Here is a 21,430-nt window from a genome sequence, read left to right on the forward strand (position 1 = left end):
TTTATGTTGTAAAAATAAATAATATAAGTTACAATACAATATATAGTAAATCAGACAAAATAAATATCAATATATTGTATTCAACTGAATATTACAGACAAATCCTTATAACCCTGTTCGCTCTAAGACAAGAGCGCTTTTATTATATATATGGAGGTTTTTATCATGACAACAGATGTAGAATCTATTAAACAAAGTGTGACAGAAGCTCTGAAGACAGCTGGTGAGAAATACGGCTTAGATACGACAGAAATCCTCAAAAAAATCGAAGCTTCCACAAAAACAACACAGGATGCAACACAAGAGGCATTATTTTATGCACTCAACCGAATCTCCATGGACCAGCCAAACTGGACTTTTGTTGCTGCACATTTTCATTTAACACAGTTATATGAAGAGGCAGCAAAAAACCGCAACTATAATGCAGCAGATAAATATGGAAATCTTTATGAATTACTTGTCACTCTTACAGACAAGGGAATATATAATCCGGAATTGTTAAACAGCTATACGGAAGAAGAAATAAATCAGCTGGAAAAAGCTATTACACCTGAACGTGATGATTTATTTAATTATATTGGGCTTTTCTTACTTGCTGACAGATATCTTGCACGGGATCATGATCGTAATTTATTTGAATTGCCACAGGAACGCTTTATGATCATAGCCATGACACTGATGCAGCATGAAACCCAAGAGAAAAGACTGGAACTTGTTAAGGAAACTTACTGGGCGTTAAGCCATTTATATATGACTGTTGCTACACCAACCTTATCAAATGCAGGAAAAAGCTATGGTCAACTTTCCTCATGCTTTATTGATACAGTTGATGACTCCCTGGACGGAATTTACCTGAATAACTGGGATATTGCACGTTTAAGTAAAGACGGCGGTGGTATTGGTATATACTACGGAAAAGTTCGTGCGTTAGGATCAGACATTAAGAAGTTTAAAGGCAACTCCTCAGGTGTTGTACCGTGGATCCGTTTAATTAACGATACAGCAGTCAGTGTGGACCAGCTTGGCCAGCGTCAAGGTGCTGTGGCTATTTATCTGGATGTTTTCCACAAGGACATTATGAACGGTTTCCTTGATCTGAAAACAAATAATGGTGATGAACGCCGGAAAGCGCACGATATTTTCACAGGTGTTTCCATCCCGGATTTATTTATGGAACAATTAAGAGAAACAGACGCGAGCGGTAAAAGTATTGGTGAATGGCATACTTTCTGTCCGCACCAGGTGAAACAGACAATGGGCTGGAAAGATGAGAATGGCAATCCTTTAGGGTTAGAAGATTTCTATGATGAAGAAAACGAAAAATTCTTCACAGAAAAATATTGGGAAGCTGTTAACCACCCTCTTCTACCAAGAAAGACTTACCGAGCTATGGATGTGATGGCACGAATTATGATTGCCCAGCTCGAAACCGGGACACCATATATGTTCTACAGGGACGAAGTTAACCGCCAAAATCCAAATAAACATAAACGAGGATTAGGCAAAACATCTATTTATTGCAGTAACTTATGTACAGAAATCGCACAAAATATGTCACCAACAACTATCACTAAAGAATATCAGGATGAAGAAGGAAATATTGTAATTATTCGAAAACCTGGTGACTTTGTTGTATGTAACTTGTCATCAGTAAATTTACCAAATGCTGTTCGTTCCGAAGTGCTAGAACGTCTTATCAATATCCAGGTGCGTATGCTTGACAATGTTATTGACCTGAACACAATTAGTGTCGGACAAGCACAGATGACAAACAAAAAGTATCGTGCCGTCGGACTCGGTACCTTCGGATGGCATCATCTACTTGCATTAGAGGGAATCCACTGGGAATCACAAGAGGCTGTAGATTATGCTGACAAAGTATATGAAGATATTGCTTACTATACAATTAAAGCATCAATGGAATTAGCAAAAGAAAAAGGTGCATATTCCGAGTTTGAAGGTTCAGAATGGCAAACTGGAATTTATTTTGACCGCAGAGAGTATAAATCGGACCGTTGGAATGAACTAAGAGATGAAGTAAGAACAAATGGTATTAGAAATGGCTGGCTGATGGCTGTAGCACCGAATTCTTCTACAGCTAAAATAGGCGGATCAACTGATGGTATTGATCCATTATATGCAGTTGAGTTTGCAGAGGAAAAGAAAAACTTTAAATTTAAAGTTACAGCACCAGACCTGGACCATGTAACTTATAACTATTACCGCCGTGCCCGCCATGAACTGGATCAGGTATGGAGCATCAAGCAAAATGCAAAAAGGCAGCGACATATAGATCAGGCGATCAGCTTTAACTTCTATGTTCGCCATGATATTAAAGCAAAAGATTTACTCAATTTGCATATCGCAGCATGGGAAAATCGATTAAAAACAACGTACTATGTTCGCAGTACATCGCAAACAGAAATTGAAGAATGTGAAGCATGCCATAGCTAATTGTTATGGCATTGCTTTTCCCACAATCATTCACCACCCAAGTCAAGGAGGCAACACTAATGTCTGATATCAACCAACCATTAACGAAAATAAAATTATTAAATCCAACATATCCGAATAAAGCAACAGGTCTTATTAATGGGGAATCTTCCGGCCTTTTGAATTGGAATGATATTGCATATCCCCAGATGTATGATTTATACCAGACTTTGCTTGCGAATTTCTGGAAAGCACAGGAAATTAATATGCAGGATGATATTAAACAATGGGATTACTTAACAGAAACGGAAAAAGATATATTTTTAAGAATTAATACACAGTTAGCATCTTTAGACAGTCTGCAGACACCAACAATGACTCATGTAATGGATTATGTTACAGATTCAAGCTTTAAAGCAATTTTCGCTGTTATCGCCCAGCAGGAAGCTGTTCATAACGAATCTTATTCTTATATATTAAGTTCCCTGGTGCCATTGCGTGAGCAAAATCAACGTTTTGACCAGGCGAAAGAAGATCCGATTGTACGCAAACGAAATCAGTTAATTTTAGATAGTTATGAGTCGTTCCGTGAGAATCCAACTCCACAGCGTTTATTTGAACTAGCAATCAATTCCATAAATTTAGAAGGTATATACTTCTATGCAGGGTTTGCCTTTTTCTATCACTTAGCCCGTCAACAAAAAATGCTAAAAACAAGTACAATGATCAGTTATATTCAACGGGACGAAATGCAGCATGCTTATTTCGTATCACAGTTTGTACGTATATTATTAACAGAGAATCCGGAATTGAATACAGAAGAAAACATCCAGTTTGTCTATAATACAATTGATCAGGCAGTACAGTTGGAGAAAGAATGGGCAGATTATATTTTAAAAGATATCGAAGGTATAGACTTGGAAGAGTTCCATGGTTATGTAGAATATTTAGCTAACAAACGTTTCCGTCAGATAGGTTTAGACAATTATTATCCAGAACGTGAAAATCCAATGCAATGGATTCATGTATTCAGCGATGAAATGATGAACGAAACGAAATCAGACTTCTTCGAACAGAAATCGCGTACGTATACAAAAGTCTCTTCTTCTAACGGTTTTGACGAACTATAAATAACAAACTGATACAACTATTAGGAGGTTCAAGTGATGAAAGCAGCCATTATATATACTTCTGTAACAGGTAATACATCAGCCCTTGCAGAAATTATTCAGGAGAAAATGGAAGTAAAAGGGCTGGCAGCAGATCTTATTCCTGCAGATGAGTTTCAAAAGATTCACCTAAATGAATATGATATTGTTGCAGTTGGCACATACTCCTGGGATAATGGCGAGATACCGCTTGAAATGGAAGAAATATATGAGGCATTTGAATCGGCTAATGTAAAAGGACTTACAACAGGTGTCTTTGGAACAGGCGACAGTTTTTATCCATATTATTGCGGAGCTGTTGATTTATTCCGAGACATGCTTTATGTTCATACGAACCTGGCGGTCACACTAAAGGTAGAGTTAACACCACAGGAAGAGGATCTTGCACGCTGTGAGAAATTCTGTGATAGGTTATTGAGTGAAGTAGCAGTCTTTAGCTAAACACTGTGCATACAGAAAGGAAAGAATGATGCAGTTATTTGCCATCATTCTTTTTTATAGCAAAATAATTGAATTACATTTTACTCTATTTTACTTTATAATATAAGGAGAAATTACATATATGGAATATTTGCTCGTTTTCATAGGCGCGGCCATCCCATGGCTTGAGATAGCCCTGGTCATCCCCCTCGGTATCATAAGGGGGTTACAGCCAATAGTAGTAATTATATTAGCTTTTATCGGAAATATGTTTACAATTATTCCACTAATTATCGGCTATGATAAATTCAAGCAATGGCTCAATAAGCGACAGGAGCAAAAGAGCTCTAAACGTACAGAACGCGCTAAGTCATTATGGAATAAGTACGGGCTTCCTGGAATGATATTGCTCGGACCTATCTTAATCGGATCACACATTGCTGCATTTATCGGCATGACACTTGGAGCAACAAAAAAGGCCACACTTGTCTGGTCAACGGTTAGCATTGGTGGCTGGTCATTAATATTTGGCTTATTAACCGCTCTTGGTATAGATATATTCGTTCCAAATGAATAATTTTACAGAAGGTGATAGGATGAACTCCCTCTATACATGGTTAGTGGTTATACATATATTTTCTGCAATTGTAGGTATCGGACCTGGATTCGTCTTAACTACCATTGTAAAGTCTGCTCGAACAATTCCTGAAATAAAACATGCCTTTGCATTAAAAAAGAAAGTACACTCCTTTGTTATGATTGGAGGCATCCTGGTTCTGATTACAGGACTATTAATGGGGATGATGAAGCCAGTATTATTTCAGCAAGGCTGGTATATAACCAGTATGGCTGTTTATTTAACCGCTCTTGGCTTAGGTCCTACATTATTAAAAAAATATTCCAAGCCAATTAAGGAAATGTTCCAGAATCATACATTAAAGGAAGTACCAGAAGACTATCATTTATATGTACATAAATTACTAAAGGTTGAATATATAGAGAATAGTTTATTAATAATTGTCATTCTCCTCATGATTCTTAAACCATTTTAATTGGTGAAGAGAGAAACACTGCATTCCATTCCGGATGCAGTGTTTCCTTTTCAGCCAGCTTTCTTTTCCATATAAAACTCTACTAATGGGCGAATTGCAGTATATAGTCCCGCTGCAACTAACCATACGATCGCAAGAGATGTCCATCCTTTGAAGAAAGCTAGACTATAAGAATAACCGGTCAGAAACATTACACCAGGAAATAATATGATTAAAAAAAATGTTAGCCCTAATGCCCATCGAGTGCAAAGCTTAGCATCTCTAATAAGTTTGACATTATCCATTATACAACCTCCTCCTTTATCTCTTCATTTACATGATCACTTTTCTCTTCATCAAAACTATGAAATTTATCCTTCAGTGTGGAAAAATCAAATTCCTCTTTACTTATAAGTGCATGGCCAATCGCAATTACGCCGCTTACTACAAATACAGTGACATTTCCATAAAGCATCGAATGTAACTCTCCTAACGATTCCACACTTATTTCTCCATACTTGAGAGAAGCAGTTAATAACCAGACGCTTATACCAGAGATCATCCCGGAAATTGCTCCATAAAAGCAACCAGCATTTGTTGCTTTTTTCCACATTAGTCCGAGTGTCAATGGGATAACTGCTCCACTCACAAAGATACCCATTGCCATGTATACAAATCCTAATCCAATCCCCATATTAAATAACAGAATCGACAAAATCCCCATACCCAATCCGAAACTTAATGTAACGATGCGGGAAATTTTCAATGTCTGCTTACCTGTTGCTTTCGGGTTAATTGATTTTCGATAAATATCTGTAACAATGATATTTGTTATTGCTGTGAGTTCTGCTGCTCCTGTTGACATAACAGCCATAAACAACATGACTAAAAATAATATAGATCCAACAGAACCAAGTAAATGTTCTGCCATTAAAGGAGCAGAAGCATCCGGATCACCTATATTCAATCCCAGCCCAGCAGCACTTACACCTAAAAATGTGGCAATGGAAAACGGGATGGCAAACCAGGCAATACCACCATAGATATATGCTTTTGATGCCGCACTGTCCTTACTAGCTATCGCTCGCTGCCAATATGATTGATCCACAAATACAGTACCAAAATTTCCAATAATATTAATCATTCCAAAAAACAAACCAGGTATTGAAGCCATTGTGAGCATCTGTTGTGATTCGGGCAATGAACGCAAACCTTCATACACCGTATTAATTCCAAACTTTAAATATACAACTGTAGCAAAAATAGTTAGAATAACAAAAATCATCACTGTGTTTAAATAGTCCGCGATAAATGATGCTTTCAATCCGCCAATCATCGTATAAACAGTGAAAGTGAGTGGTATTAGAAATGCTGCCACATAAACATTCATCCCTGTTAACGAATTCAAGGCAATAGCACCACCTAATATAACCATGGCTGTAACAATTATGTTGGTCATTAATGCGAAGCCCATCATTAATTTATGATTTTTATTATCAAATCTTTTCCCAACAAACTCTAAAAAAGTATGCGCTAATGGTGCCTTGCGTTTTAAATGGATGGCTACAATCGCAAATAGCAGTACTTGAATACAGGCACCTGCTGCATACCAATAAGGTCCGCTAATTCCATACTGGTAGCCAGTCGAGGAAGACATCATAAGTGTCGCCGCCCATGTCCATGCAGCTATAATAGAAGCACTTGCTAACCCTACCCCAACACTTCTTCCTGCAGTACTAAATTGTTCAGCAGTCATTGTTACTTTTCTTCTTTTTTGCATAAAAATCGTTAGTCCTGTAAAGAAAGTTCCAAAAATGAATAAAATTAGATAACCTGTTGTTGATGATAACATTATTACTCCCCCACCTTTTGTTAGTAACTTCCTAAAAAACCTTTTTGAATCGTTAGATTATTTAACAATACCAATAGTAAGGGAGATTATTTGACTAGACAAAGAACATGTCAGGAAACCTTACATATAATTTTTTCCTTGTAGATTATCCATATATTACTTATAATTAAGGTATATTGTTATATGTCAGGCGGTGATCTAATGGAATACCCTGCAATCAGTGATTTATTAAAGCTAGTGAATCAGTCCATTACAGGAATGAAAATATTTCTTGGTCGAACAACAGATGAAACATTTACAGTGATTAAAACTATTGATACAAGCAATACGGGAATCCAAGTCTTCGACAATCAAACAATCGATATAAAAGGTTCTTATTGTCAGCAAATTTTTTTCGGAAATCAGGAACCATTAATTATTAATAATACACGCGAACACCCATTTACCAGTAAATTACCTGTCACAATAGAAGCTAATATTTTCTCATATATAGGTGTACCCGTATTTTATAAAGATGGTGAAATGTTCGGTACTTTATGCGCCTTAGGCAACAGTGAGGGGAATTTTACAGAGGATGATATCGAAACACTTCAGAGTTTCTCTAATTTATTCTCATATGTGCTGGAACTGGAGAAACTGGCTATCTATGACCCTTTAACCAATCTATACAACCGGAGATATTTAAACTTATTCTTTTCAAACCTGGAAAATAGCGGCAGTCTGATGTTTATTGATTTAGATAATTTTAAACAGGTGAACGATCTTTATGGACATGATGCAGGTGATGAAATTCTAATTGAGGTTGGAAACAGAATCTCCAATGTTATAAAGTCAACAGATCGCCTGGTCAGACTGGGGGGAGATGAATTTGTAATTATTCTCCCGAATCAGACAAAAGCGACCGTGAACGAAAGTATAGCAAAAAAACTTATTGATCAGCTTTCCAACTGGGAAGATACCAGTTATCAATTAAGTGTTTCTGCAAGTATCGGAATTGTGGAATTTGATGCGGAAGATTGTGATATTAAGCAATTACTTAAAGCAGCTGATAATGCATTATATGAGGTAAAGCAAGAAGGGAAAAGAGGATTTAAATATGCATAAACCTTGGCTTATAAGCAGCCAAGGTTTCTTTGCAGATACTCCATATCTTTTTTTATCAATGGGAGATGATTAGACAGCCACCGGATTAGAAATGCCCGTTCATCTATAGCCGAAACACTGACAATATGTCGATCAGTAGGATTTAATGTTGCCTGAATGTCTGTTTCAGACAATCTCTTTCCAGGGTTAACTATCCAAAGACTTGCGATAAAATGGAAGTTCTCCATCACCCCAATTGAGGTTAATTTCTGTCTTTTTGGATCTAATTGGATCGGATCATAAATGAGACATTCATCGTCTATCCACACTTCCAGCATGGTGCTATATTCATTGAATGCAAAAGACTCCCCTCTCTTCTCACGGCCGGGATATAAAATTTCTTCCCACCATAAAGAAGCTGTGGAATCCATCTGAATAGCCGTATGACTATCAAATACAGCACCTTCAAATGGGATTACTTCTTCTCTTTGCCAAGTAAGCATAGTATTAGGCTGGAGCGTAATATTTATCGTTTGTCTGCTTACCTCATTATCTAACGCAGGATAAACTTTGGTTGCAGCCTGGGGGTGAATGATCACCCTGGAGTCTTTTTCTAACAAGAAAGATAGCTGATTAGAATCACCTGCAACGAATCCCCCTGAAGATTCCATAATATACATGGTAAGTCGGCCATCATCAGTTTTATATAAACCCCTGCTTGCTTTCAGGGGAGCTTTTTGATAAACATCCTTTATAAATGTTTTACCGTTTTTAGAAGCATACGTAACCTCAAGCTCCCCATTCATTTTTTCCTTTTTCAGAGGAACCATGGATTCACACTCCACTTCCTTCAAGTAACATATTATGTTGAATCCACTCAATTACATCAGGAATTCCCTCACCTTTCTTTACATTCGTAAAAACAAATGGCCGGTCTTTTCTTGCTGCTTTGGCATCTACCTTCATTTGATCCAGATCTACTTCCACATATGGAGCTAAGTCAATTTTATTTACTAGTAACAGGTCTGACCTTGTCACACCAGGGCCACCTTTTCGGGGGATATCTCCACCCTCTGCAACATCAATTACATAAATATAGCCGTCTACTAATTCGGGGCTGAAAGTAGCAGATAAATTATCTCCGCCACTTTCTAATAAAATAATGTCTAAATCATTAAATCTGCGTTTCAGCTCATCGATCGCTTCGAAGTTCATAGAAGCATCTTCCCGAATCGCAGTATGAGGGCACCCGCCTGTTTCCACCCCAATGATTCTTTCTTCTGGCAAGATCCCCTGCTTTATTAAAAACTGAGCATCCTCCTTTGTATAAATATCATTGGTAATGACAGCTAAGCTGTAATGATCAACCATCGTTCTGGTCAATTGTTCAACCAATGAAGTTTTACCAGATCCAACAGGTCCTCCTACCCCTACTATTACCGGTTTCATATATATTCCCCCTTCAATTTTTATGAAATAAATAATCTTGCTTGTAAAAACTTATGCTTCATTGAAGCAATTTCTAGCCCGAATGTATGATTAGAAACCTGAGCTAAATCGCGCGTTAAAATTTGCTTTGTTACATGATCCATTTCTGTAATTAAGCGGTGGATCACTTCAATACCTGCCTTCTGCCCTAATGGAATTGCCCGCACTGCATTATGAACCAGACTGACAACAGAAGAATAAATATATGTCAGAATGGTTGTGTATAAATCAAATCCCATGTCATATGTATACAATGTATAAACAATTGGGAAGTGACTTTTAACATAAATTTCTGACTGCCACTTTTCCAAAGAAGGAGAATGACTGACAGGTATAATAGCCTTAATAAACTGCTTCCCAATCATCATACTTGCTTCCCTTGTTTCCTCAGCATTTTTGCTTGCATGGCAAAGCTTCTCCAAATTCAGCAATTCACTCCACTCACCTGCTAGCAGTTTCTCATATGCTAGCTTTACAAATATGCCATCAGTAAAACCAATGTTTTCTTTCATATAGATAAGGCAAAATGTAAACAAATCTTCTTTTGTTCTAATTTTATCTTCCTGGATATATGTTTCCATTCCAAAAGAGTGTGTATAAGTTCCGATTGGAAAAGCAGAATCATGGATATGCATTAAATAAAGAATCTTAGTGTTTATGTCCGCGATACTTAAATGGTTCTGTGAATCTTCGCTCCGTAGCTTCATATTTCACACCCACTTCGTGAAAGAGTCGTTCCAAAGTTTCATCATAACGGACAACAATTTCATCTTCGTTGATCAAACATGGAGTATGCCGATTTCCTAGTTCAAATGCAGTTTTACCCATTTGAGTAATGGAATCAGGATATGCAATATAGACCTTTTCTTTTTTTGTTCGAATGACAATTTGCCGTTCATTATCTTCATAGAGAATATCCCCGACAGAAAGAGGTGTTTTATCCTCTAAAGCAATCGCTACATCCGTTCCCTTGTCCGTTGTTTTTCGTAAAATTCTCTTGCTCAATTCATCCCAGTCCAATTCCACCCATTCTCTGTTTGGATGCTCATGCTGTTCCTGTTCGATGTTTCCAACTATCTGCTTCGTTAACATAACACTCTCCCCTTCCTCATTAAAGAATTAAAATAAAAAATATCGCTGGGCCATTGCAACTTCCTTAAATGGCTCGCATGTAATATATTCCCCATCAAGCTTGACCTCATATGTCTCAGGATTGATATCAATTACCGGTGTTTTATCATTATGCGGCAGATCACCTTTTTGAATATTACGGCAATTCTTCACGACGCCAATTTGCTTTTCTAGTTTTAATTGTTCATGTACCTTTTTCTCATATGCTGCTTGTGAGATAAAAGTAATCGCTGTTTGATATTTTGCTTTGCCTAAGGAACCAAACATTGGTCTCATCATAACAGGTTGAGGTGTTGGAATGGATGCGTTCGGGTCACCCATTTGTGCATATGCAATCATTCCGCCCTTTACAACAGTTTCAGGTTTTACTCCGAAGAACTTCGGATCCCAGATAACGATATCTGCGAGTTTCCCAACTTCTATTGAGCCAATCTCATGGCTCATTCCATGGGTAATCGCTGGATTAATTGTATATTTAGCAACATATCTTTTTATCCGAGTATTGTCATTTTTCTTCATCTTATCTTCTTCTAAAAAACCTCGTTGCTTCTTCATTTTATCTGCGGTCTGCCAGATCCTCGTAATACTTTCACCAACACGTCCCATTGCTTGTGAATCAGAGGAAATCATACTAATTACACCTTCATCATGTAAAATATCCTCAGCTGCAATTGTTTCCGGGCGAATTCTCGAATCAGCAAATGCCACATCTTCTGGAACGTTATGGTCAAGATGGTGACATACCATCAACATATCCAAGTGTTCGTCAATTGTATTAACAGTATAAGGTCTGGTTGGATTAGTGGATGAAGGTAAAACATTAGGTAATGAAGCTATTTTCATAATATCAGGTGCATGCCCTCCGCCAGCACCTTCTGTATGATAAGTATGTATTACACGTTTGCCGATTGCCTGAACAGTATCTTCCAGAAACCCTGCTTCATTTAATGTATCTGTATGAATCGCCACCTGTACATCCATCTCATCCGCAACTTTCAGGCATTGTGTAATCGTTGCAGGAGTCGTTCCCCAGTCCTCATGAAGCTTTAAACCAATCGCTCCTGCACTAATTTGTTCCCTCTGCGGTTCAGGAGTTGACGCATTCCCTTTCCCAAGAAACCCAATATTAACCGGATATTCCTCTGCAGCTTCGAGCATTCGGAAAATGTTCCACTGCCCAGGCGTACATGTTGTCGCATTCGTGCCTGTTGCCGGTCCTGTTCCTCCCCCAATCATTGTTGTAAATCCTGCTGCCAACGCCACATTAATTTGCTGCGGACTAATGAAATGGATATGTGCATCTATGGCCCCAGCCGTAATAATTCGCCCTTCACAAGCAATCACTTCTGTTGATGCTCCAACTACCATATTCTCATGGACACCCTCCATTACATCGGGGTTTCCAGATTTGCCGATCCCTGCAATGCGCCCATCTTTAACCCCGATATCTGCTTTTATAATCCCCGTATAGTCAACAATAATCGCATTTGTTAAAACTAAATCCAGCACACCTTCCTCTCGTGTTCTTGTGCTGCTTTGTCCCATTCCGTCCCGGAGAACTTTTCCGCCACCAAATACACTTTCATCCCCATATACAGCATAATCCTTTTCTACCTCCAGCCATAAGTCTGTATCTGCTAAGCGAATCTGATCACCAATAGTTGGTCCATATAAGGATACATATTGCTTGCGTGATAGCTTCATTGATTATTCCTCCTTCTGGAATCCAAGTAATCTATTAGAAATATTCTCTATATCTCTCACACTGCCGTTCGTTAAATTATTAAGACCGAATACTTTGCGTTCCCCTGCAATTTCTACTAATTCCACTTCCTTTTCTTCCCCTGGTTCAAAGCGAATTGCCGTTCCAGCAGCAACATGGAGCCGCATGCCAATTGCCTGCTCCCGGTCAAACTTCAAGTAGCGATTGACCTCAGGAAAATGAAAGTGTGAACCGACTTGAATCGGCCTGTCACCAATATTTGCTACCATCAATATCTTCACATTCCGACCCTTATTTATTTCAATTCCTTCATTATGAAAACGAATCTCACCAGGAATCATCATGGATGTATCCTCCTTAAATTATTGGTTGATGTACCGTAACAAGTTTTGTTCCATCAGGAAAGGTTGCTTCAATCTGCACACTTTCAATCATTTCAGGTACACCTTCCATAACTTCGTCTGATGATAAAACCTGCTTTCCTTCCCGCATCAATTGAGCCACCGTTTTCCCTTCACGCGCTCCCTCAAGTAAATAACAGCTTATCAATGCAACAGCTTCAGGATAATTAAGCTTCAATCCTTTATTTTTCCTTTTCTCTGCCAATTCTCCTGCAAGAAAAAGTAACAGCTTTTCCTGTTCAACGGGATTAAGTTTCATAGATATCCTCCCAACCTATCATGAAATAAGATCTTTTTCTATATCTATTGTTAAGGCTAGCATAACAATCATCAGCCTCACTATTATGATGTTAGATTTTCTAACAAGGTTTTTTAAGTTGATTTTTTTATCAGGACCGAAGCGGGATCAGTGAGATTCATTCAACCTCCAACCTCCATATAAAAAGCTCTCCCACAAATAGTGAAGAGAGCTTACATATTATCTATTATTCTTCAGATTCCAGTATTCCGTACAAAATATCTCTTACCTCATCTAATATATCCCTAGGAACTTTCTCTATGAATGTTAGTTCTCTCGTTTTTATGTCCATAGTTTTCACATGCTCACAGCAGATCATTCCATTTGTCTTTGTACGTCCCTCACATTTTATATGTAACGGCGATGGCTGTCCGTGCGGGATAATGGGACAAGCAATTGCCATGCCTGTAAACCGGTGAAATGTGTTATTACTAATGATGAAAAGGTACTGTTGTTCCTTTGGTTGATACCATGAACCAGTCTCCATTTCAAGTAGGGCTATATCTCCGGGATTAGGTATATACATTACAGTAACTCCTTTCCTTCCTTTCTGATCTCCCATTCACTTTCTTTCATCACTTCATCTTCCCGAAATTCGCTTATCCGCTCTTTTAAGGTAAGGTGCTTACGAATGGGAGATAAAACAATATTACCATCAACTACTTTTAACTTTACCTGGTCGTCTTCCGATATGCCTGCAAGTTCTAAAATTGCTTTTGGTAACCGAATTGCCTGACTGTTACCCCACTTTTGAATCCTCGTATCCATAAATAACCTCCTTACTCGCTTACCTATCATTATATCACGGATATTATCCATTCGTGCCGAGAATATCAATTGTTAAAGGGTAAACGTACTGCTGAACTGGTGTCTCTATTATTTCCTTTTCCACAACTTCTATTAATGGCATTTGTGACCCCTGATAATCTGTGATAGTTATTTTACCTGTAATCGACATCCACGTATCGTCTTCTACTGTTATTTCTTCATCAAACTGTGTTAAAAATCCTATTAGACTAGCATCAGCTACACAATGTGTAATCAGAAACCGCCCGATCACCAACTGATTTGGCTGAAATCCTTTTTCTCTGTATACAAACCCTGTTAATGTTATTTCTTTGCCATGATATAAATCAGGATTTTCCATTACTTGCTGATATATGCTGGAATACAAAACATCGTTCATATCAATATGAGATAGATTAACCAGTTTGTTTTTGAATTGGTCATAGTCTGCTTTGGATATTTTATTTTGATAAACATTCGGGTCAATTTCATTCTCATCACCTGGATTCCCCTCTGACAGAGTTGGATTCGTTTCATCAGTATAGCTTTCCTCTATTGGAATACTGGTCTCCTCCTGATTAGTCAAGAACATCGTTGCTCCTTTATTTCGAGCAATCGATGCATCGAGAGTTGCTAATGGAAAAATAAAACCTGTCAACAACGGGCAGACTAAGATGAAATAATTGATACCCTTCTTCCAGTTCATTGGCTGGTCACCATGGTCATGATGGTGACTATCTGTACAATGATGGACGGCAGTATGTTTACTAAAAGAGACAACTCTGAATAATTGAGAAAAAAATAATAGAAGAAAAAGCATCGCCCCTATCATGCTCAATGTCTCATATTTCGGGTTTACTAGCTTTAGCAGGTCTCCAGTCAGGTGTAATTGATAGATATAAAGAAAAAACAGAAATAGAATGACAGCGCGAACGAGCTGTTGCCAATTAATCGACATATTAACCATTCCTCCTATAGATAGCCTTGAATGAATGTTATAATGATAAACACAGAGATAGTAATAATGGATACTAATACAACAACAAACCTCCATTTAAACACGCTCAACATCATGAAAGTATTTTTCAGGTCAATCATTGGACCATAGATTAGAAAACTCAAAATGGCACCTCTCGGAAAAACTCCTGAAAATGATGAAGCAATAAAGGCATCCGCTTCTGAACAAAGTGAGAGTAAAAATGCTAGTCCCATCATGACAAATACGGAAAGAAACGGACCATCGCCTATACCTGCCAGTACATTTGTCGGCACATATACTTGTACACATGATGCTAAAAGCGCACCGATAATTAAGTATTTACCCATGTCAAAAAATTCATCAACAGAATGAATTAAAGTTTTTCCTAGCTTTTTTCCAATGCCATTATTCACAGTGTGGTTACAACTTTCTCTATGTTCTTTCTTTACCTTTAGCTGATCAGATTGATAAAAGAAACCAATTATTATACTAATAACTATTGCAGCAACAAAACCTGCCCCCATTCTTAATAGTGCTATTTCCAAGTCATTCCCAAAAGCCATATATGTTGAAAAAATTACGATAGGATTAATTAATGGTCCTGTTAGCAGAAAACCTACCCCTGCATAAATAGGCACACCTTTTGCCAGTAATCGACGGACAATTGGGACAATCCCGCATTCACACGCCGGGAATAGAGACCCTGCAACACAACTCATAACAATTGCTGCATATTTGTTATTCGGAATAAGACGACTTAACTGTTCTTCTGATATAAAAATTTGAATAAACCCGGCAATTAATACACCAATTAATACGAAAGGCAGTGCTTCTATCAAAATACTTAGGAAAATAGTATTCACTTGATAGAAGGAATCGGGAATAACCAATAATGATGATGAACCATTGAGTGTGACAATAAAGGCTACCATTGCAAACAGGCATAATAAAAATAGATCGATACTGATAGATACTAGATTTCTTCCCATATAATCTCCCTTTACTGATTTTATCAATAGGAAAATTTTACAAATCATAATAATTACGATTTGAATATTCCCTATCACTGAAACTTATGATAATCTTCCGATAGATATTCCCATAGATTTTTCTATCCATTTGATCAACAAATTATAAATCTTTAATACCTGGTATGTATAAAGGGAGTACAACAGATAAATAAAATATGGTACAATAACAAATGCTGTTTTTTTCATTATTATAAATGTATTTTTGAAAATAGATTGTTATGGGAGTGATCGTCATGCAACAACAGAATAAGGAATTAGCTCGTGCAATTGGTACGAGTAAAATACAGCAATTGGATTTTCGTTTGGGTGAGTTTGGAGCTGCAGTTCCTTTATTATTTTTCATAATCTGGGCAATTACGACAAGCGTCCTGCAGTTATCTTCAGAGGTTGGATTAGTTCTGGGTGCCATCTTCGGGATTACTTTAGGTTTGTTTTTTTGTAAGAGTAAGTGGGCTGACTATGCCCAAGGATTGTTCGAAGGATTAGCGCAGCCAATTGGAGTTGTGGCAATGGTCGCATGGTTCTATGCCGGCATGTTTGCCCAGGTATTACAAGTCGGTGGATTAGTGGAAGGATTAGTGTGGGTCGGCAACATTACTGGATTCACAGGTGGATGGTTTGTTGGGTTAACATTCATTTTGGCAGCTGTATTTTCCACTGCAGTAGGTACAGGTTATGGTACAACAGTTGCTTTCGCCACATTAATGTATCCTGCTGGTGTGGCGACAGGAGCAGATCCTACCATATTATTTGCTGCAATTCTGGCAGGAGCGGTCTTCGGTGATAATCTTGCACCGGTATCAGATACAACTATTGTGTCAGCAACAACACAAGGTGCCGATGTTCCCGGGGTTGTCCGCAGCAGATTTAAGTATGCGATTGCCGCAGCTATTCCGACCCTAATACTATTCATTATTTTTGGTGGAGGCGGTTCTTTTGAAAACCAGGCAAGTATAGAATCATCAACAAGTCCTGCTGGTCTGGTTATGCTCATACCATTTATCATTGTATTAGTCTTAGCACTGTCCGGAAATCATATTATCACATCACTAACTTGGGGTATTATTACTGCTGTAGTTACTATCGCTATTTTCCCAGTAGGCTCATTACAAGAGGTAATCAGCTTTAACCCTGATTCTGACAACATTGTGGAAGGTGCTTTAATAAATGGTATTATCGGTTATATGAACATGGCTATTCTCATCCTCTTAATTGTTGCTTCTGCCCATCTATTAAGATTGGGCGGGACAATGGAAGCTATCACTGTTTCCTTAATGAAATGGATTAAAGATTCGATCCGCCGAGCTGAATTCGCTATTTGGGGTATAGTAGCATTATTAAACAGTGCAATTACAATCAATACAGCTGCAGAAATTGCTGCTGCACCTTTTGTCCGTGAAATTGGGGAAAAATACAAAATTCACAGCTACAGAAGAGCGAATATGCTAGATGCCATCACTTCTGCATTAGGATATATTTTTCCATGGGGAGCACCTGTACTACTGGGGTGGTCAACGATTACAATGATGAAGGATACGTATGAATGGCTTCCAGTCGTTCCACCTACCTCAGTCTTTCCTTTTGTTTTTCAAGGGTGGTTCCTTATGATCGTTATGCTTGTCGCAGCTTTAACAAGCTGGGGAATACGATATCAAGGTAAAAATGGCGAAGAAATAAAAGAGTTACCAAAAGACTAAACTAATGATTCTAAAAAGCTTCTTTCTTACAGGAAAGAAGCTTTTTTTGTTAAAGATAAAATGATAAATTCTCCCCTTCTTTTTTAATTTCTTTATTCTAATCCGTTTTTAATGACTGCTAAATGAAGGACAATAAGCATGTTATAGAGGAAAGAAAAGTAAATATAAGATGAAAAATACCTGCATAATCACTTATTAATAAAATCCCTAAATATTTGTAATTTCTGTAACTATTTTTTATATTCATTAAGGAAACATATTCCAAGTAATATGGAGGGAAGGTATACTTATGCTCTATTCAAAAAACTATCTTCCGACTGGCAGTGTAGTTGGATTACATAATGATTCAAGAAGGTTATTAATCATCGGACGACAGGTTTTTTCAGAAACTCATCAGATTGTAAGGGACTATACAGCCCTGAACTATCCGAATGGTTTTACGAATGCAGAAGAGTCTTTTATATTATTCGATAATAAAGACATCCATACCGTTTACCATTATGGTTATGTCGATGAAAAAGAAATGCAGTTAGATCAATTGCTAACCAATGCAGAAAGAAAAGGGGGAAAATAAATTGGGTACAATTTCCTTCAACAAGAATTTGCCAGCAGAAACAAGCAAAGCTATTGGTAGTTTAGAACAGCACTTCAGCACATTACTGGAACAAATGGTCTACTTTCAGTTAGAACTTGACAAGCATAATGGAAAAGCTGCCGTAAGCCTCAAAGACAAGATAATATTGATTTCTTCAGTAAAGCAAGCAGTCGGCTTTTATACTTTGCTGATACTGTGCTTCATTTTGTCAGAGCTGTAGTGGAAGTAGATGAGCTGGTTTGTTCTGCCTTTAACCTGCAAAGCAGAGCAGAATATAGTTATACATACTCTCCTTCTAGAATTGAGGAGGAAATCAAACTTACCCCTGCCGCTCTGAAAGAAGCAACGGACACTTTCTAAGGGACTTTACAAACCTTGAGGAAGTATTAAATGAGTTTGAATTAATGCTTGATCAAGTTATTTTCGATACACAGTTTCCATGGGACCAAGTTGATGAAATCTGGCCACATGCCAAAATTGAGATCGGTTATATTATTCTGAACGCTAGGGAGCGACTGAGGGAATTAATGGATAATGCACATGGTCTGATTGAAGAATTATTACGTGTCGACCATTTAATATATCGCCTTTACTTCCGGTTGTGAATTAAACACGAGATCTACCTCCTTATAAGCAAGGAGAGTTTTCGGGATTTGAGAATGTTTCTGTTTATGTGCATGGGATTGAGTCGAACTCCGAGGCATTTCTGGAAGGTGCTACAACAGGTGGAGAGCCGGGTGATATTATTGTCCATATGCATAGAGATGGATCGATTGAGAGATTTATAATCAGTGATCAAGACGGTGTAAAACAACGAACTGCTATCAGTAAGACACGACTTGAGAAATTAATTTCCACAGGTGAATCACAGAATCTGCAAAGGAGAAACTAACATGTATAAATTGACCCATGCTACGTTATTTATTTCGGCATGCCTATTATTATTTGGTTGTGGCTCCAAGACTGCTTCTATTCCAGATACTCATTATATAAATGGATTTCCTGTAACTGAAACACCTGCCCTATCAGAATTTTTAAATTATTTAAATACAGATTATGCAGAACACCAACTAATGCAAAAAAAAGATATACGAATTTTCTCACAAGAAAACTGGGTTAGTGATGATCCTAAACAAATCAGTTATTATCAGTACACAAATAAACAGCTTTTAACTTATTACCGACCGATCTTTAATGCAAGTAACCCTAGTATAAAATTAAACGAATTAAGAAATAATGAAGAAAAACTGCATTTAAATAAATCAATAGGAAATCTGGACACTTATAATCTTCCAAAAATTGAAATGACAGAACAAAACCAACTTAAAATACAAACATCCAAAAATCAAAAAACAATACAATTAAATGAAGAGTTGGAAAGATACGGAGTGACGAATGATACTAATTTCCACTTTACTTTAGGTGCTATTAATGAAAATAACCTGCTAATTATTCTTGAAGATACAGATAAAGCAAACATTACAAGCGAACAGTTCTACCTTTTTATTGATCAGCAATTAGCAAACTTTACAATCACCCAATTCCAAAAAGAAAGAGCAAATGAATTTATGGAATCAGGAGAGTTAGAACCTTATTATGACTTATTTCCTAAAACAGGAGATTTTATAAGTGTATTTGGAACTGTAATTGTTAATACTGAAACGAATAAAGTCACTCCTCTTCAAGATGAGGACCTGCTAAGTAAAGATGGGAAATTTGTTTATCTTGGCGGGGATATGAAGGAGCCATCTGATGATTTAGAAGATGGTGTACAACGAATCCAAACGATCGAAAATTACACTCAAGGAAACGAGGTTTATGAAGAAGAATTTTCGATTGATTATGGAGAAATTTCTGACCAGTTAGACTTTGATACAAAAAATATAATCACAGCAGATATTGTCTACTTTAACGAAGACTATGTTGTGTTAACCCTTCTTTATGCGGGCAGACTTGTTGGTCATGGCGGGGAAACCAATGTGCTGATTGATTTACAAGATGAAGAGAATCCTCAAGCTTATATGGTGAATTTAGGATTACAATAATAGAGTAGAGGTTCCAAAAAGTTAAGCCTAATAGTATGAACTTTTCAACATAACCCTGAATAGCAATAGCTAATCAGGGTTATAAATATCGGGATAATTTTTGTGTTTCGAGTAATTAATGCATATACATATATGAGAAGTGATCCAATGACCGATAGTATAATCATATCAAAGCCGTACCCTCAATTATACGGAAATGGAGTTAATAAAAGTGGTTAATTATTCGACTAGTGTAGAAGGGAGAAATTAGAGTGAAACATTATATAAAAATGGTAATATTTCTATCTACAATAATATTAACAATCGGTTATACTGATGATAATCCTTCTTTTCCGGAAACCAAATATGTTGAGGGCTTTCCTGAAGCAAAAAGTTCTGCTTTATCTGATTTCCTAGTCGATTTTATTACCTATGAAGATGAACTTGTCCGTGATGAAAACAACAACTATATATACTCCCAGGAAAGTCGAGAAAGACCTTCATCTGTTATTAAGTATTACAAAATTAGTGAAGAACAGCTAATGCTGCACTATGCACCATTGATTGCATCCGAAAACCCCAGTCAAGTTTTTAACAAAATAAGAAACAGTAACGAGCTTATCGAAGAACCAATTAATAATAATCAAGAGTATTCACTACCTACCGTGGAAATGAAAGATAATAACCAGCTAGAAATAACAAACCAGCAACATACACAAATCATCGATCTTAATGATGAGATGAGGAGTTATGGAATCTCGGACGATATAATTTTACATTTTTCGATTAATGCTATTAAGAACAGTCAAATATTTATTACTCTTAAAGAATATGATAAGTTAGGGGATAATAGATTATGGTATCACCTTTTTGTTGACTTGCAATCAGCAACATATACATTTACACCATTTCATCAGGAAAATCAACAAGAATTAATCCAATCAGAACAATTACAACCTTATTATCAGCTTTTTCCTACGGTAGAAGATCATATAAGCATATTGGGGACAACTATTGTTGACACAAAATCGAACGAAGTTTCTTTTATTAATGAAGATGATCTTCTCAGCGAGGATGGGAAATACGTATATTTAAATGGAGATATTTATACTAAAAATGAGAGTTCTGATTTATCTACACCAGAAAATCTATCGGATGGAGTACAAAGAATCCAAACAATCGAAAATTACGCTCAATGAAACAATACATATGAAGAGGAATTTTCCATTGATTATGGAAAAATAGCCAAACAATTAGATTTTGATTCAAATAACATAGTTACTGCAAAT

Annotated in this window: 26 protein-coding genes; 13 read left to right on the top strand and 13 right to left on the bottom strand. The window is 37.1% G+C overall.

Going from position 1 to position 21,430, the window contains the following annotated elements; genetic code table 11:
• Nucleotides 1-165: 165 nt before the first annotated feature.
• The 5 genes from BMW36_RS16125 to BMW36_RS16145 all read left to right on the top strand — a co-directional run bounded on the left by BMW36_RS16125 (nt 166) and on the right by BMW36_RS16145 (nt 5,074).
• Nucleotides 166-2,454 carry a ribonucleoside-diphosphate reductase subunit alpha gene (locus BMW36_RS16125; protein ID WP_089743008.1) on the top strand — a complete coding sequence of 763 codons (2,289 nt, stop codon included), beginning with the start codon at nt 166-168 and terminating at the stop codon, nt 2,452-2,454.
• Between the two features lie 59 nt (nt 2,455-2,513).
• A complete protein-coding gene (locus BMW36_RS16130; RefSeq protein WP_089743010.1) occupies nt 2,514-3,563 on the top strand; it encodes a ribonucleotide-diphosphate reductase subunit beta in 1,050 nt (349 codons plus the stop codon).
• A 36-nt stretch (nt 3,564-3,599) separates the two neighbouring features.
• Nucleotides 3,600-4,043 carry a flavodoxin domain-containing protein gene (locus BMW36_RS16135; protein ID WP_089743013.1) on the top strand — a complete coding sequence of 148 codons (444 nt, stop codon included), beginning with the start codon at nt 3,600-3,602 and terminating at the stop codon, nt 4,041-4,043.
• A gap of 121 nt (nt 4,044-4,164) precedes the next feature.
• Entirely contained in the window at nt 4,165-4,599 is a 435-nt protein-coding gene (locus BMW36_RS16140) for a small multi-drug export protein (RefSeq protein ID WP_089743016.1), read from the top strand.
• A gap of 19 nt (nt 4,600-4,618) precedes the next feature.
• The gene (locus tag BMW36_RS16145; protein ID WP_089743018.1) at nt 4,619-5,074 is read left to right on the top strand and encodes a DUF2269 family protein; all 456 of its coding nucleotides are present in this window, start codon (nt 4,619-4,621) and stop codon (nt 5,072-5,074) included.
• A gap of 50 nt (nt 5,075-5,124) precedes the next feature.
• Here the strand turns inward: BMW36_RS16145 and BMW36_RS16150 are convergent, their stop codons facing one another.
• Both BMW36_RS16150 and BMW36_RS16155 read right to left on the bottom strand, forming a co-directional pair.
• Complete coding sequence (locus BMW36_RS16150; RefSeq protein WP_089743020.1) at nt 5,125-5,358, bottom strand: hypothetical protein; 234 nt, start codon at nt 5,356-5,358, stop codon at nt 5,125-5,127.
• Complete coding sequence (locus BMW36_RS16155; RefSeq protein ID WP_089743022.1) at nt 5,358-6,905, bottom strand: sodium:solute symporter family protein; 1,548 nt, start codon at nt 6,903-6,905, stop codon at nt 5,358-5,360. The genes BMW36_RS16150 and BMW36_RS16155 overlap by 1 nt, the downstream gene beginning before the upstream one ends.
• 201 nt (nt 6,906-7,106) lie before the next feature.
• Here BMW36_RS16155 and BMW36_RS16160 point away from each other — a divergent pair, with 201 nt between their 5' ends.
• Entirely contained in the window at nt 7,107-8,009 is a 903-nt protein-coding gene (locus BMW36_RS16160; RefSeq protein WP_175480501.1) for a sensor domain-containing diguanylate cyclase, read from the top strand.
• Between the two features lie 8 nt (nt 8,010-8,017).
• On the opposite strand, the gene BMW36_RS16165 is transcribed toward BMW36_RS16160, so the two are convergent.
• The 11 genes from BMW36_RS16165 to BMW36_RS16215 form a co-directional block, all read right to left on the bottom strand.
• Nucleotides 8,018-8,818, bottom strand: a complete 801-nt coding sequence (locus BMW36_RS16165) for an urease accessory protein UreD (protein ID WP_089743027.1) — start codon at nt 8,816-8,818, stop codon at nt 8,018-8,020.
• 4 nt (nt 8,819-8,822) lie between these two features.
• Nucleotides 8,823-9,437 carry an urease accessory protein UreG gene (ureG, locus tag BMW36_RS16170; protein ID WP_089743029.1) on the bottom strand — a complete coding sequence of 205 codons (615 nt, stop codon included), beginning with the start codon at nt 9,435-9,437 and terminating at the stop codon, nt 8,823-8,825.
• A 20-nt stretch (nt 9,438-9,457) separates the two neighbouring features.
• Nucleotides 9,458-10,183 carry an urease accessory protein UreF gene (locus tag BMW36_RS16175; protein ID WP_089743031.1) on the bottom strand — a complete coding sequence of 242 codons (726 nt, stop codon included), beginning with the start codon at nt 10,181-10,183 and terminating at the stop codon, nt 9,458-9,460.
• Entirely contained in the window at nt 10,125-10,568 is a 444-nt protein-coding gene (locus tag BMW36_RS16180) for an urease accessory protein UreE (RefSeq protein WP_089743032.1), read from the bottom strand. The genes BMW36_RS16175 and BMW36_RS16180 overlap by 59 nt, the downstream gene beginning before the upstream one ends.
• A 27-nt stretch (nt 10,569-10,595) precedes the next feature.
• Nucleotides 10,596-12,311 (bottom strand): urease subunit alpha, encoded by a 1,716-nt coding sequence (gene ureC / locus BMW36_RS16185; protein ID WP_089743034.1) that lies wholly within the window; start codon nt 12,309-12,311, stop codon nt 10,596-10,598.
• Nucleotides 12,312-12,314: 3 nt separating this feature from the next.
• Nucleotides 12,315-12,671 carry an urease subunit beta gene (locus BMW36_RS16190; protein WP_089743144.1) on the bottom strand — a complete coding sequence of 119 codons (357 nt, stop codon included), beginning with the start codon at nt 12,669-12,671 and terminating at the stop codon, nt 12,315-12,317.
• Nucleotides 12,672-12,687: 16 nt separating this feature from the next.
• A complete protein-coding gene (gene ureA / locus BMW36_RS16195; RefSeq protein WP_089743036.1) occupies nt 12,688-12,990 on the bottom strand; it encodes an urease subunit gamma in 303 nt (100 codons plus the stop codon).
• Between the two features lie 226 nt (nt 12,991-13,216).
• Nucleotides 13,217-13,555, bottom strand: coding sequence for a type II toxin-antitoxin system PemK/MazF family toxin (locus BMW36_RS16200; protein WP_175480502.1), 339 nt, complete (start codon nt 13,553-13,555; stop codon nt 13,217-13,219).
• Nucleotides 13,555-13,797, bottom strand: coding sequence for an AbrB/MazE/SpoVT family DNA-binding domain-containing protein (locus tag BMW36_RS16205; protein ID WP_089743039.1), 243 nt, complete (start codon nt 13,795-13,797; stop codon nt 13,555-13,557). Before BMW36_RS16205 ends, BMW36_RS16200 begins: the two co-directional genes overlap by 1 nt.
• A gap of 43 nt (nt 13,798-13,840) precedes the next feature.
• Entirely contained in the window at nt 13,841-14,773 is a 933-nt protein-coding gene (locus BMW36_RS16210; protein ID WP_175480503.1) for a TIGR03943 family putative permease subunit, read from the bottom strand.
• A 14-nt stretch (nt 14,774-14,787) separates the two neighbouring features.
• On the bottom strand, nt 14,788-15,783 hold the full coding sequence (locus tag BMW36_RS16215; RefSeq protein ID WP_089743043.1) for a permease: 996 nt from the start codon (nt 15,781-15,783) through the stop codon (nt 14,788-14,790).
• 275 nt (nt 15,784-16,058) lie between these two features.
• Here BMW36_RS16215 and BMW36_RS16220 point away from each other — a divergent pair, with 275 nt between their 5' ends.
• The 7 genes from BMW36_RS16220 (at nt 16,059) to BMW36_RS16250 (ending at nt 21,340) form a co-directional block, all read left to right on the top strand.
• Complete coding sequence (locus BMW36_RS16220; RefSeq protein WP_089743045.1) at nt 16,059-17,522, top strand: Na+/H+ antiporter NhaC family protein; 1,464 nt, start codon at nt 16,059-16,061, stop codon at nt 17,520-17,522.
• 289 nt (nt 17,523-17,811) lie between these two features.
• Entirely contained in the window at nt 17,812-18,096 is a 285-nt protein-coding gene (locus tag BMW36_RS16225) for a DUF4176 domain-containing protein (protein WP_089743047.1), read from the top strand.
• Nucleotide 18,097: 1 nt separating this feature from the next.
• A complete protein-coding gene (locus tag BMW36_RS16230; RefSeq protein WP_089743049.1) occupies nt 18,098-18,337 on the top strand; it encodes a hypothetical protein in 240 nt (79 codons plus the stop codon).
• A gap of 184 nt (nt 18,338-18,521) precedes the next feature.
• Nucleotides 18,522-18,722, top strand: a complete 201-nt coding sequence (locus tag BMW36_RS16235; RefSeq protein ID WP_089743051.1) for a hypothetical protein — start codon at nt 18,522-18,524, stop codon at nt 18,720-18,722.
• Nucleotides 18,723-18,790: 68 nt separating this feature from the next.
• Nucleotides 18,791-19,009, top strand: a complete 219-nt coding sequence (locus tag BMW36_RS16240) for a hypothetical protein (RefSeq protein WP_089743053.1) — start codon at nt 18,791-18,793, stop codon at nt 19,007-19,009.
• Nucleotide 19,010: 1 nt separating this feature from the next.
• Entirely contained in the window at nt 19,011-20,162 is a 1,152-nt protein-coding gene (locus BMW36_RS16245; protein ID WP_089743055.1) for a hypothetical protein, read from the top strand.
• A gap of 251 nt (nt 20,163-20,413) precedes the next feature.
• Complete coding sequence (locus BMW36_RS16250; protein ID WP_089743058.1) at nt 20,414-21,340, top strand: hypothetical protein; 927 nt, start codon at nt 20,414-20,416, stop codon at nt 21,338-21,340.
• Nucleotides 21,341-21,430 lie beyond the last annotated feature (90 nt).

Origin of the sequence: Gracilibacillus ureilyticus, from assembly GCF_900111195.1 — a bacterium.
Lineage (GTDB): Bacteria > Bacillota > Bacilli > Bacillales > Amphibacillaceae > Gracilibacillus > Gracilibacillus ureilyticus.

What these genes read in the sequence shown, in the direction of transcription:
- BMW36_RS16125 (WP_089743008.1), top strand. Translation starts at nt 166, where the DNA reads ATGACAACAGATGTAGAATCTATTAAACAAAGTGTGACAGAAGCTCTG.
- BMW36_RS16130 (WP_089743010.1), top strand. Translation starts at nt 2,514, where the DNA reads ATGTCTGATATCAACCAACCATTAACGAAAATAAAATTATTAAATCCA.
- BMW36_RS16135 (WP_089743013.1), top strand. Translation starts at nt 3,600, where the DNA reads ATGAAAGCAGCCATTATATATACTTCTGTAACAGGTAATACATCAGCC.
- BMW36_RS16140 (WP_089743016.1), top strand. Translation starts at nt 4,165, where the DNA reads ATGGAATATTTGCTCGTTTTCATAGGCGCGGCCATCCCATGGCTTGAG.
- BMW36_RS16145 (WP_089743018.1), top strand. Translation starts at nt 4,619, where the DNA reads ATGAACTCCCTCTATACATGGTTAGTGGTTATACATATATTTTCTGCA.
- BMW36_RS16150 (WP_089743020.1), bottom strand. Translation starts at nt 5,358, where the DNA reads ATGGATAATGTCAAACTTATTAGAGATGCTAAGCTTTGCACTCGATGG.
- BMW36_RS16155 (WP_089743022.1), bottom strand. Translation starts at nt 6,905, where the DNA reads ATGTTATCATCAACAACAGGTTATCTAATTTTATTCATTTTTGGAACT.
- BMW36_RS16160 (WP_175480501.1), top strand. Translation starts at nt 7,107, where the DNA reads ATGGAATACCCTGCAATCAGTGATTTATTAAAGCTAGTGAATCAGTCC.
- BMW36_RS16165 (WP_089743027.1), bottom strand. Translation starts at nt 8,818, where the DNA reads ATGGTTCCTCTGAAAAAGGAAAAAATGAATGGGGAGCTTGAGGTTACG.
- ureG (WP_089743029.1), bottom strand. Translation starts at nt 9,437, where the DNA reads ATGAAACCGGTAATAGTAGGGGTAGGAGGACCTGTTGGATCTGGTAAA.
- BMW36_RS16175 (WP_089743031.1), bottom strand. Translation starts at nt 10,183, where the DNA reads ATGAAGCTACGGAGCGAAGATTCACAGAACCATTTAAGTATCGCGGAC.
- BMW36_RS16180 (WP_089743032.1), bottom strand. Translation starts at nt 10,568, where the DNA reads ATGTTAACGAAGCAGATAGTTGGAAACATCGAACAGGAACAGCATGAG.
- ureC (WP_089743034.1), bottom strand. Translation starts at nt 12,311, where the DNA reads ATGAAGCTATCACGCAAGCAATATGTATCCTTATATGGACCAACTATT.
- BMW36_RS16190 (WP_089743144.1), bottom strand. Translation starts at nt 12,671, where the DNA reads ATGATTCCTGGTGAGATTCGTTTTCATAATGAAGGAATTGAAATAAAT.
- ureA (WP_089743036.1), bottom strand. Translation starts at nt 12,990, where the DNA reads ATGAAACTTAATCCCGTTGAACAGGAAAAGCTGTTACTTTTTCTTGCA.
- BMW36_RS16200 (WP_175480502.1), bottom strand. Translation starts at nt 13,555, where the DNA reads ATGTATATACCTAATCCCGGAGATATAGCCCTACTTGAAATGGAGACT.
- BMW36_RS16205 (WP_089743039.1), bottom strand. Translation starts at nt 13,797, where the DNA reads ATGGATACGAGGATTCAAAAGTGGGGTAACAGTCAGGCAATTCGGTTA.
- BMW36_RS16210 (WP_175480503.1), bottom strand. Translation starts at nt 14,773, where the DNA reads ATGTCGATTAATTGGCAACAGCTCGTTCGCGCTGTCATTCTATTTCTG.
- BMW36_RS16215 (WP_089743043.1), bottom strand. Translation starts at nt 15,783, where the DNA reads ATGGGAAGAAATCTAGTATCTATCAGTATCGATCTATTTTTATTATGC.
- BMW36_RS16220 (WP_089743045.1), top strand. Translation starts at nt 16,059, where the DNA reads ATGCAACAACAGAATAAGGAATTAGCTCGTGCAATTGGTACGAGTAAA.
- BMW36_RS16225 (WP_089743047.1), top strand. Translation starts at nt 17,812, where the DNA reads ATGCTCTATTCAAAAAACTATCTTCCGACTGGCAGTGTAGTTGGATTA.
- BMW36_RS16235 (WP_089743051.1), top strand. Translation starts at nt 18,522, where the DNA reads ATGCTTGATCAAGTTATTTTCGATACACAGTTTCCATGGGACCAAGTT.
- BMW36_RS16245 (WP_089743055.1), top strand. Translation starts at nt 19,011, where the DNA reads ATGTATAAATTGACCCATGCTACGTTATTTATTTCGGCATGCCTATTA.